General features: G+C 45.1%; 5 protein-coding genes. All 5 read left to right on the plus strand.

Annotated features, from left to right (window positions below):
* Positions 1–89 precede the first annotated feature (89 nt).
* The 5 genes from HFP08_RS07205 (at position 90) to HFP08_RS07225 (ending at position 12,159) form a co-directional block, all read left to right on the plus strand.
* On the plus strand, positions 90–6,134 hold the full coding sequence (locus HFP08_RS07205; RefSeq protein ID WP_168119872.1) for an S-layer homology domain-containing protein: 6,045 nt from the start codon (positions 90–92) through the stop codon (positions 6,132–6,134).
* A gap of 232 nt (positions 6,135–6,366) precedes the next feature.
* Complete coding sequence (locus HFP08_RS07210; RefSeq protein ID WP_168119873.1) at positions 6,367–7,323, plus strand: ABC transporter permease; 957 nt, start codon at positions 6,367–6,369, stop codon at positions 7,321–7,323.
* A gap of 15 nt (positions 7,324–7,338) precedes the next feature.
* Complete coding sequence (locus HFP08_RS07215; protein ID WP_168119874.1) at positions 7,339–8,220, plus strand: carbohydrate ABC transporter permease; 882 nt, start codon at positions 7,339–7,341, stop codon at positions 8,218–8,220.
* Between the two features lie 37 nt (positions 8,221–8,257).
* Positions 8,258–9,769, plus strand: a complete 1,512-nt coding sequence (locus HFP08_RS07220) for an extracellular solute-binding protein (RefSeq protein WP_168119875.1) — start codon at positions 8,258–8,260, stop codon at positions 9,767–9,769.
* Between the two features lie 116 nt (positions 9,770–9,885).
* The gene (locus HFP08_RS07225) at positions 9,886–12,159 is read left to right on the plus strand and encodes an AraC family transcriptional regulator (protein WP_168119876.1); all 2,274 of its coding nucleotides are present in this window, start codon (positions 9,886–9,888) and stop codon (positions 12,157–12,159) included.
* Positions 12,160–12,248: the final 89 nt, after the last annotated feature.

The following is a 12,248-nucleotide window of genomic DNA, read 5'->3' on the forward strand; positions in this document are numbered from 1 at the left end:
CTCATCGGGACCATTGAGAGGCGCTGGTCCCGAGTTTAGGCAGGAGAAAATGAAAACGTTTTATTTGTCCTATTAAGAAAGGGGATATTATGTTAAATAAAATGAGCTTTAAAAAGACGGTAACGCTACTGGCATTAATGGCTATTCTTATTTCTTCGTTGTTGCAGGGAAATTCCTCCATTGTTATGGCTGCTGAAGAAGTGTCGTCTGCTGACATTGCGGCGGGTATCGATCCTTCAATTCATATTCAGATGTATAATATGAATCTTACGGATGAAACAGATGAAATAAAGGCAAGCTTCAAGCTAACGAATACAGGAACGGAATCCGCTAATCTGCAAGACATCAAAGTTCGTTACTATTTTACAAGTGACGGATCAAATGTTTTAAGTTATGAAAGCGATTCATCAAGCTCTACGATAGAACATTCATTCCTGGGAAACTTTGTGAAACTTCCAGAAACGTCGCCCAATGCCGATTATTATTTCGAAATGGGGTTTGATGAGTTTGCAGGCACTTTAGCTGCAGGAGAACATATTGCATTTCATGTGAGCATTCATAAAAACATAGAGGGTAACTTTAAGCAATCAAACGACTATTCCTTTAATGAAACAGCGTCAGACTATGCGGATTGGAATAAGGCTACTGCTTACTATGGAGGTTCCCTGATCTGGGGGGATGAAATTTCCGTCCTTGCACCTCCATCTGAAAACTATGCACTGAATAAAACAGTGACGGCATCCTCCATTCTATCCACTTCGGAAGCTGGCGGGATTGAAGGATGGGCGTTGAACAATGTTGTAGATGGCGAAAGACGCAGCGTGGATGGTTCGTTTATAGGCTGGAGCAGCGGCGAGGGAGATAATCAATGGATCAAAATTGACATTGGATCTTCTCAGTTGATTAACCGGGTTGATCTCTATGCGATCAACTGGTTATCCGATACTCGCGGAAGGAACGGCATAGTGGGCGAGGGATTCCCGGTAGATTTTACAATACAAGTATCTGAAGACAATGCGAGCTGGACAACGGTGTCTGCGCAAACCAACGTGCTGAGACCAACGGAATCTCGCAATTCGTACTGGTTTGATGCCATTCAAGCCCGTTATGTAAAGGTAGAGACAACAAAGAACAGGAAAATGAGCACGGTATCTGGCATTAGGGCGGCATTGTCTGAAATAGAAGTGTATAATGACGGTTCTTATGAAGCGCCTTCGTCAGCGCCAACCGTTCCTTCAACCGGGAGGGCAATGATTACACCCGAAGAATTTACAGGCGCTATCCAGAATCCATTAATGGGTATGGCTGAGAAGGACTTCAGCGTAAATTTAAGTACAGGTTGGCCTCTGGATTATAATCCATGGTCGTCGCTTGCAATGACTTATATTCCATGGGATTTGTTGGAAGATGACGTGGATGACACGATTGAAAAAATCGAACAATACTCCAATGAAAGATGGCGGGGGCAGGATACAAACGGCAACTGGGTTTCTTATGAAGATTATAATATGAAGGTTATTCCCCGCGTTTATTTAAAATTCCCTTCAGACGTATTTCATGGATTGGAAGGCGACCACTGGCCAGCGGACATGAATGCAAATGATTTAACGAGCAGCGAATTCGACAAAAGGTTAAAGCGGTTACTTCAGCGTTTGGGAGCTTTGTGGGACAATGATCCCAGAGTCGCTTATATACAGATGGGTATTTACGGGACATGGGGAGAACAGCATGGTACGGGCGTTCCCGAATATGTTGATGCCTACTTCCACCAATATTTTCCTAACAAAAAGGTTGAGGTACGTTATGAGGGACATGATGAATATTCCTTCGGGCAATATAACGACTCCATAGCTAATATGAAGGTCATATCCAATTGGAAGAAGCAGGAGATAGGCGGGGAAACTGCCTATGACTACAACGGTGCGGACCTGCTCGGAACGAATCCTCATCTAACGATGCTGGAAAATTCTAATAATGCAGCCAATATGATAAGAAACGTCCATGCTACGTATCTCACATGGATTGGAGAATACACTTATCGTATTGATCCAGGTTATCCCGGGTTGCCGGCCTATTACGAAAATAAAGAAGTGCTCGAAGCCGGAGCGGAAAAGATACAGAAGGCTTTTGGCTATAGATATGTCATTACGGACTTTAATTACCCTACGCAGGTTGATCCAGGGCAGGACTTTGTCGTGCAGTTTAAGGTAAAAAATACGGGAGCAGCTCCTATGTACTACAATTGGCCGGTCCAATTGAGCTTGAAGGATCCTCAGACCGGTGAAATCGTATGGAGCGATACCTTCAACAATCTTGATATTAGAGATTGGCTGCCGGGGGAAGGATACGAAAGTTGGGATAAATCCAATAAGGGGAATTGGAGTCAATCAGTGCTGGATTACTTTTCGCCGCCACAAGAGTATACTGTAGCGAACACATTCCATCTGCCGTCAAGTATTACAGCCAACAAGGACTATATGATTCAGTTGGCTGTTCTGGATCCGGCGGGGAATGTGCCTAGCCTGCGTTTTGCCATTCAGAACTACAAATATGGCGGTTACTCTCCGATGGGATACATGGGGGTAAGTCAGGAGCCGGAATCGATTACGATCGATCCATCTTATTTTGACAGTCCCGCGAAGGATATTTCCTTGCGCTACTATACCGCCAACAGCCCATCCCAATCCGAGTCGAGCAGACTTTCGACTGTAACGGTTTCCGGGTCAAATCCTGTCATTTATGTTGAGGGTGGAGACGATTTCAACTTGGATCAACTGACAATAACAGGCGAGGATCAATTCGGTCATGCCCACAATGTAATGACCGGTATTCCGGTAACCTGGTCTATAACATCCGGCGATTCACATGCAACGCTATTGGGAAATAAACTGGTTCCGGTTAGTCCGGGTCAAGGTACGATAACGGCTACGCTGGATGGTGTGACCAGCAATGAATTTGAATTTCATGTGGAACAAACATCAAATACAGGTGCAATTGCTGGAACGATACAAGACAATTTCGGGCGTTTGCTCCAAGGCGTCCAGGTAAGCGTAACTGTAGATGGAAATGATTACACCGGGATAACTGATGTTACAGGAGTCTACAATATAGCGAATGTGCCGATTGGGACTGGTTATACGGTGACGGCAACTGGTGACGGCTATCAAGAGGCGATGGCTCTCGGGATAGAGGTGACAGGAGCCACTACCACCTCGGTCAATCTGACGATGCTTGTCGCTCCGGCTGGTCATTTCAATGACGATTTCTCGGGCGGCAGCGGGAATTGGACGCCGGGAACTGGAACCTGGACCGTAAGTGATGGGGAATATATTCAGTCAGCCGGCTCTAACAAGAACTCCTGGCAGTACTCTACAGCGATTACAGGAAAGGTCTGGTATGACGCAACATATGAAGTGGATCTGAAAGTCGGTCCAAGCAATACAAGTTGGGCTTCCTTCATGTTCAGGAAGCAAAAGCAAAGCGACTCAGCAAACAACAGCGGTTATTTCGTGGAATTAACAAGCACGGGGAAGGTTGAACTCATTAAAGCCGGGAAATCGGTCACATCGCTTGCGAAAGTTGAAAATGTTATATCGGATGTGACGCAATTCCATCATCTGAAGATTGTCACTGAAGGAAGCAATATCAAGGTATTTATCGATAACGATACGGCACCGGTCATTGATGTGAATGATACGACCTATCTATATGGATATGCCGGTCTAGGAAACGGCGGAGCTGAGTGGCACTACGATAATGTTACAGTTACAACCAGCATTAGCACCAGTACTGTTGCCGGGAATGTGTCAGACATTTCTGGAAAACCGATTCAAGGAGCAAATGTAATCCTCTCTAATGGCGAAAGTGATTACAGTGTAGTGACGGATGCTGCAGGGAACTATAGCATATCCGATGTACCTGTGGGAACCGAATATACATTGACTGTAAGCAAATCTGGCTACGAGGAAGAAATTGCTTCGGCGATCAATGTGAATGAGGATAATGGAACTATCGTTAACTTTAGCATGAGGAGCAATTTATCAGGGATCTTCAATGATGATTTTAGCGATGGGGACGGAAAATGGTCTCCAGGCGATGGAAATTGGACGGTTGCTGACGGTAAATATGTTCAGACCCAAATAGGTGGCAATAACTCATGGAGGTATATGTCGGCGATTTCAGGGAAAATGTGGGATGATGCGACCTATGAAGTGGATATTGAGTATGGCGAAGGTGAAAATTGGGGAGCTTTCTTATTCAGAAAGTCCAACCAAGATGATCACATCAATAACAGCGGCTATTTTGTCGATTGGCAGTATAGCGGAGAAATTGAGTTGTGCAAAGCTGGTCATACCATTAATTGTATAGCTACTGCCCAAAGAAATACAGATTGGTCGCAGATGCATCATCTTAAGATTGTCAATATAGGAAGCAATATTAAGGTTTATGTTGATCATGAGAACGCCCCAATCATCGACGTAGACGATGATACCTTCAAGGTTGGATATGCTAGTCTAGGAGCGAACGGAAGCAAGTGGATATTTGACAATGTGAAAATCACGACAGATTTTGAGGCAGAAGATACAACGCCGCCGGGAGAGGTGACGGAGCAACAAGTCGAAACAGGGGACGGGCAGCTGGTCTTGAGCTGGACCGACCCAACAGACTCAGACTTGTCTTCGATCAAGATTAGCGGGTACGGTGAGACGGTGACCGACGCTGTATATGTGAACAAAGGGGTTGAAACGTATGCCGTTGCAGGATTAGAAAATGGAACGGTGTACAAGTTCGTCATTGCCGCAATAGATACAAACGATAATGAATCAGTTGGTATCGTGGTTGAAGGCACCCCAAGAACACCAAGCAACAATGATGATGACGATGATGATGAAACCGATCAATCGTCATCGCCAGATCCATCGGATAATAATACGACGGATAACCCTGAAGAGACAATAGATGATACAGAGACAGATATAATGAATGGTCTAGTGGCCGTGAATCCGACAGTGAATAACGATGGAAAGGCAACGGTCAAGCTCGACGCAGAAATCGTGAAGCGTGCGCTAAAGCAAACAACTGGCGATAAGCTTCAGATTACAGTAGAAGCAGATGAGGGAATGAATGAAGTGGAAGTCAGTATTCCAGTTCATGAACTTCTCAGCAATGGAACTGCGTCGGTCAACATGATCGAGGTTGACACAGGTTTAGCTACATTGTCTGTATCCACGGAACTGATTTCGAAAGGATCAGAAACAGTGAATCAGGTTGTGATTTCAGTAGCGAAAGCCGATATATCGAGTTTGTCGGCAGAAACGCAAACAAAGCTGAAGGATGTTGCGGTGTATGACTTCAACCTCTCTGTAGATGGGGAGAAGATTAGCGAGTTCGATGGTAGAAGTGATGTGCAGGTGGCTATACCTTATGAACTTCAACCGGCTGAGAACCCGAACCAGGTTGTGATTTATTATCTCAACAATAACGGAGTATTAGAGGTGGTGAAGAACGGCCGCTACAATGAAGCAACAGACAAGGTAGAATTCAAGCCTGCGCACTTCAGTAAGTATGCAGCAGTATATAATCATATAAGCTTCAATGATGTAACGACAGCATGGTCGAAGGCTCCGATTGAAGCGCTGGCTGCAAGAGGTATTGTTAGCGGAGATGGTGATGGCACATTCCGACCTGAAAGCCAAGTGACAAGATCGGAGTTTCTCACGATGCTGCTGAACTTGTTCGAGTTGACTGCCCCGCAGACCGCAGCTTCTGCCACGTTCAGTGACGTGCAGAGCGATGCGTGGTATGCGGATGAAGTCGCAGCTGCACTAGAGTTAGGCATCGTGAATGGACGAACGGATGGCACATTTGACCCTGAAGACAGCATAATGAGGCAGGATATGGCGGTTATGGCGTATCATGCTGCAGCGGTGGCAGGACATATAATGAAAGACTCTTCCAATGGAGCGCCATTTGCGGATGGAGATCAAATCGACGAATATGCCCGCGAGGCAGTGGCGGCAATGAAGGCCTCAGAAGTCATTCACGGAATGGATAATGGGGAATTCATTCCGAATGGCATAGTTACTCGCTCCCAGGCTGCTGTCGTGATCTACAATCTTTTAGTTTCAATGTAACCCTAGAAGAAAAAAATCCCTTCCCGGTACAGACCGGGAAGGGATTTTGCAATTTTGCATGAACGATCACAACAAATGACAATGAATGCAAGTGATGACTATACAGATGATAACAACTGCAGCGCTGCCCCCGGTTTTCGATCTAGTTAATTCAGGACTATCGACCGTAATCGGGACCTTCGATATGATGAGGCTATCCATTTGGTCATGACATGTGAAAGGAAGGGTCCCCATGCAGAAAAGCCTGAAAGTCCAAATAACGGAAAGGTCTGCCCTACGATCATCATCGATACTCCCTGGAAGATTGCTCCGCAATCGCTGGCTTTATTTTATGGTATTTCCCGGTTTGTTGTATTTTCTTATTTTCAAGTATTGGCCGATGTACGGCATCTTCATTTCGTTTAAGAATTATCAACCATTTTTAGGATTCTGGGACAGTCCATTCGTGGGGCTCAAGCACTTTGATCGATTGTTCAACGATTCCAATTTTCTGATTCTTTTTCGAAATACGTTAATTCTTGCTGCGTACAATATTTTGTTTTTCTTCCCGCTGCCTATCGTTATCGCACTCATGCTTAATGAACTAAGAAGAGAGATAATAAAGCGATTTATCCAGACGTTAATTTATATTCCGCATTTCATGTCTTGGGTGGTCGTAGTCGGAATCGCTTATATGTTCTTCACAACGGAAGGCGGCATTGCCAATGAATTATTGGTGCAGATGGGTGGAGAGAAAATCAATTTCCTCATCAGCAACGATTGGTTCAGAACGATGATTACTGCCGAGGTTGTGTGGAAGGAAACGGGCTGGGGTACAATCATTTTTTTAGCTGCGCTGTCTGGCGTCGATCCTCAGCTTTATGAGGCTGCAAGAATGGATGGGGCAAATCGCTTTCGCCAAATGTGGCATATTACGTTGCCGGCTATCCGCAGCACTATCATTATTCTGCTTATCCTTCGTCTAGGGCATTTTCTGGACAATGGTTTTGAACAAATTTTCTTAATGTTAAATGCGATGAATCGCGATGTGGGAGAAGTGTTCGATACGTATGTCTATTCCGTGGGCATTAGTCAAGGACAGTACAGCTTCAGTACGGCGGTTGGTTTGTTCAAATCGGTTGTCGGATTAATTCTGGTTGTTATCGCTAATTATTCGGCGAAGAAATTCGGTGAAGAAGGAATTTACTAGGGAGGAGATCGCAACATGCCAATCAAGGAAAGCTGGGGAGGAAAGATGTTTAGCGGTCTCAATATCGCAATATTGCTCCTGTTTGCTTTGATGACAATTGTTCCGTTTATTTATGTGGTTGCCGGATCGTTTGCAACGCAGAAGGAGCTGCTGCAGCGAGGTTTTATCTTATTTCCAACGGAGTTTTCGTTCGATGCCTACAAGTATATTTTCTCAACCCAGACACTGGTTCGAAGTTTACTTGTTACGGTTTACATTACGGTTGTAGGAACGTTGATTAATATATTCTTCACCTGTCTAATGGCTTATCCGCTTGCTCGCAAGGATATGGATTTCCGCAAACCGATTCTAATGCTCGTTGTATTCACAATGTTGTTCAGCGGTGGAATGATTCCTACCTTCCTGGTTGTAAGACAACTCGGAATGATCGATACGTACTGGTCTCTATTAATTCCGGGCGCAATCAGCGCATTCAATCTCATTATTATTCGTAACTTCTTCCAACAGCTTCCCGATGGTTTGGAGGAGTCGGCCAAGATCGATGGCTGCAATGATCTCGGAATATTCTTAAGAATTGTGCTGCCCTTATCCATGCCGGCTATTGCGACTTTTTCGTTATTTTATGCGGTAGGGCATTGGAATACCTTCTTCAATGCGGTGTTGTATATTAACGACAATACCAAATGGCCGATTCAAGTGCTCTTACGTCAAATTGTTATCTTGGCTTCCGGCGGAATCGGGGATTCCACGGCTATGGAAGCAGATTATGTCGCTCCGCCGGAGCAATCGGTGAAGATGGCGGTTATAGTGGTCTCAACCCTTCCGATTCTTCTTGTATATCCGTTTTTGCAGAAGCACTTTGCCAAAGGGGTATTGCTAGGCTCGGTCAAGGGATGAAGATATAATGATTAAAGCGAAAAGGGAGGAATTCAACATGTTCGAAAGAGGACAGAAAAGAATTGCGAAAGCTGGAATCTTGCTTCTTGCCATTGCGCTTACGATTACAGCTTGCGCAGATAAGGGGAAGAACACGAATGAAAACGCAACAAATGCAGATCAAGGCTCAGACACACTTCAATTAAGTATGATGGTGCCGACGTGGAGCGCCGAGCAAATGCCGGCGGACAGCTCCGTGCTGCAGAAGCTGGAGGAAACAACCAACACTAAACTCTCCCTCTCCTGGGTGCCCTCCACTACTTATACAGATAAGCTTAGCGCTACTGTGGCATCAGGCGAACTGCCTCAAACCTTTGTAGCCCTGGAACCGAAGGCATCCTTCATCGTTAATGCCGCAAGATCTGGCATGTTCTGGGAGGTTGGCCCCTATTTGAAGGATTATCCAAACCTCAGCAAAATGTCGGATATCGTACTTAACAATATTTCGATTGACGGGAAAATTTATGGCGTGTACCGAGAACGCGATCTCGCTCGCTTCGGATTGATGATTCGCCAGGACTGGCTGGACAACTTGAATCTGAAAGCGCCAACAAACCTGGATGAGCTGTATGATGTGCTGAAGGCGTTCGCGACAGATGATCCCGACAAGAATGGGAAACAGGATACGATCGGACTGTCAGTCGGCATGCAAGGCAACAACATCGCCGGCTTTAAGGATATATTGGTATATATGGGAGGCCCCAATGAATGGGAGCTTAAAGACGGGAAGCTGATTCCAGCTCACATGACGGATGCTTATATGGACACATTGAAATTTTACAAAAAGCTATACGATGAGAAGCTAATCAATCAGGATTTTGCTATTGTTCAGGACGGAAGATCGGTCATGTACAAAGGCAAAGCGGGTCTGTGGATTGATAATATGCTGGATGGCAAGAACATTGAAAATAATATTAAGAAAGTAGATCCAGATGCTGAAATTAATTTGTTGAATCGAATCGCCGGGCCAATGGGCGATCGAACGCGGGCGGGCGCAGGATACCTTGGTATGTTCATGATTCCGAAGACCAGTGTGAAGACAGAAGCTGAACTTAAACGAATTCTTAGTTTCTTCGATCGAGTGTCCGAGAAGGATATTCAGAATTTGATGAAATACGGCATCGAAGGCACGCATTATACCATTAAGGATGGCGAATATACTCAGAATGACGATACGAAGGTTAGAGCTGAATTAACGGATGGCAATCAATTCATGATCCTTCAAGATCAGGTTGTCAATTATGGTACGGAGCTTGAGCAGCTTAGCACAAAGCTATTCCAAGACAATGCCACATTTGCGGTGCCAAATCCCGCAGCTCCTTTCATTTCGAACACCGAAATTGAGAAGGGGAAAGAGATCTCGAAGATCATTGCCGATGCGACCGTCAAATTCATTATGGGTTCTGTGGATGAAGCCGGATGGAATCAAGCAATAGACAAATGGTTGCAGAGCGGTGGCAGCAAGGTCATTGAAGAAATGAACGCGGAATATGCCAAGCTGTCAAAGTAATAGATGAATCACAGGGGAAGAGGTGACGCCTCTTTCCCTTCATTCCGTCATAGCTTGAGATGGAATTTTCGTGTACACTTGGAGTTGCTTTAAACTACTGCGGAGAGGGAGGTTTTATGAAGCTGCGATCCCCGTCATATCTGATGAAGCTTATGTTGTTGTCCATTGTGATCGGCACGGTTCCCGTCATTCTGCTCGGCTCTTTCGCCTACTATAATTCCTCTCAGACTGTGCAGGACAAAGTGAATGCAGGCAACAAATTGCTCCTGCAGCAAATGCAAATGCGCGCCGAGCAAACCTTAAAAACCATTGATAATTCAGCGACACAGCTTCTGCAGTCTCCCAGCGTGACCGGAGCTTTTCAGTCCGATATCACCAAATATGATTTTCAATTGGTGCACGAGCTTTATGAAGGCATATCTCGTATTCAGACATACGAACTAGGAATTAAGGATGTTTTCTTATATAGTCTAAGCAAGAATTGGATCGTTTCTAGCGAAGGCGTTAATGAATATAGTGATCCTGCGTTCAGGCCGCAGCTTGAAGCGTTCTCGCTTTATAAGGCAGGCTCGTTCTGGACAAGCGGTGCGAAGGATTTGCCGGAGTCCTACCAATCCGTCTACTTCGTGAAGAAGTATCCGATTAATTCGACCAATCCAACCGGCATTATATGTGTTGTGCTATCTTCTGAGGTTATGAAGGAGATGGACGCTTTCCTGAACGGTAAGCTCGGAAGCGCGTTTATCCTGGACAGCCATTCGTCAGTTATTGTGCATAAGGATAGAAAGATTCTTGGAAGCAGCATGCTGGATCAATCTTATATGACGCCTGCTTTGGAATCGAAAGAACTATCGGGGCAGTACGCAGCGAAACAGAACGGAGAAGATGTAACCGTTACTTATCGCAAATCAACGTACAACGGATGGAGCTATGTATCCATCGCTTCGAACGACGAAGTCAATGCGCAGAACAAAATTATCGGCTGGATCACTCTGCTAGTATGTGTAAGTATTCTGTTAGTGACGTTGCTTGTAGCCTGGTTCGGCTCCAATAAGATGTACCGTCCCATCCAATCGCTTTATTCCGCGCTTAAGAGCATTCCTGTTACAAGCGATCAACCGGAGGCGAACGGCGAGCTTCAGGTCATTGGGGAACGCGTCGATTATTTGATACGCAATCAATCCTTAATTATGAATGAGCTCAAGGGACAACAGATTCAGCTTAAGGAATTCTTCATGCATAAGCTGTTAAGCGGCACGATTCCCGTCGCCGAGTTCGAAGAAAAGCTTAGTCTCTACGGATTAGAGCAATTATGGTCATCTATGATTGTTGTAGCGATTCAGATCGATTCTCTTAAGAACACCAGATTTGAAGAAGCGAATCGCGATTTGCTCATGTTCGCAATCGGCAATATCGTCGGTGAGCTTGTTGTGCCTGAGCAGAGGCTCAGTCCGATCGTATTATCGGATTATCAAGTGACCTTGCTAGGCTCGGACAATTCGAATTTCAAATCAATTGTGTTTAATCTTTGCGATGAGATTCAAAAGGCCGTCTATCAATATTTGAATATCAAGGTCAGCATAGGAATCAGTCGTGCTTTTCAGCAAATTTCAGATTCGCAACAGGCTCTCCACGAAGCGATGACAGCTTTGAAATACAGGGTGGGATTAGGTCAGGAATCGATTCTGTTCATTGAGGATGTGCAGCCTCAGAAAATCAATCATTACTTATTCCCGCATGCTGGGGAACAAGCTTTATTCGACTCGATCCGTTCGGGCAATGAAGAGCAATCGGCGACGGACTTGCATTCGTTTATTGAAGAATTGTTCCAACCTGAGCATCAACATGCGGATTATCAGTTGTCTGTGGTTCGACTGCTGGTTGACTTGCTCAAATTCGGACAGGAATTGCAAATACCAATGGATCACCTTGGGGAAGACGAGGCAGCTTTGATTCAATCCTTATTTAAGATTAGAGATAAGATGGAGATGGAGACTTGGTTCTGGATGAATTTCGCACATCCGTATCTGCAGGAGCTTGGCTCGCGGCGCGAATCCCAATACAAGCAAATTTCCGATGCCGTTATGGATATCATAAAGAGAGAATTCGATTCGGAACTCACCCTCGAGGAATGCTCCGCTCGGATTAACTATCATCCACATTATGTAAGCCGTGTGTTTCGGCAAGAAACCGGAATTAACTTCGGCGATTATTTGACGCAATATCGAATCGATATGGCAAAAAAGTGGCTCAAGGAATCCGATATGAAAGTATTGGAGATTGCAGAGAGGCTGCAATACAATAATTCCGCCAATTTTATCCGCTCATTCCGCAAGATTGCAGGAATGACGCCGGGGCAGTACCGAGAGCACTGGAAAGCCTCGATGTAATGAAACGATATGGCAATTGCCGATTCGGCCTATACAAAATGAAAGACTGGAAAATGCAAGGACTGCGTCCAAGCGTTTCTCTAGTTTTT

The organism is Paenibacillus sp. HB172176, assembly GCF_011947265.1.
In the GTDB taxonomy this organism is placed as follows: domain Bacteria; phylum Bacillota; class Bacilli; order Paenibacillales; family Paenibacillaceae; genus Pristimantibacillus.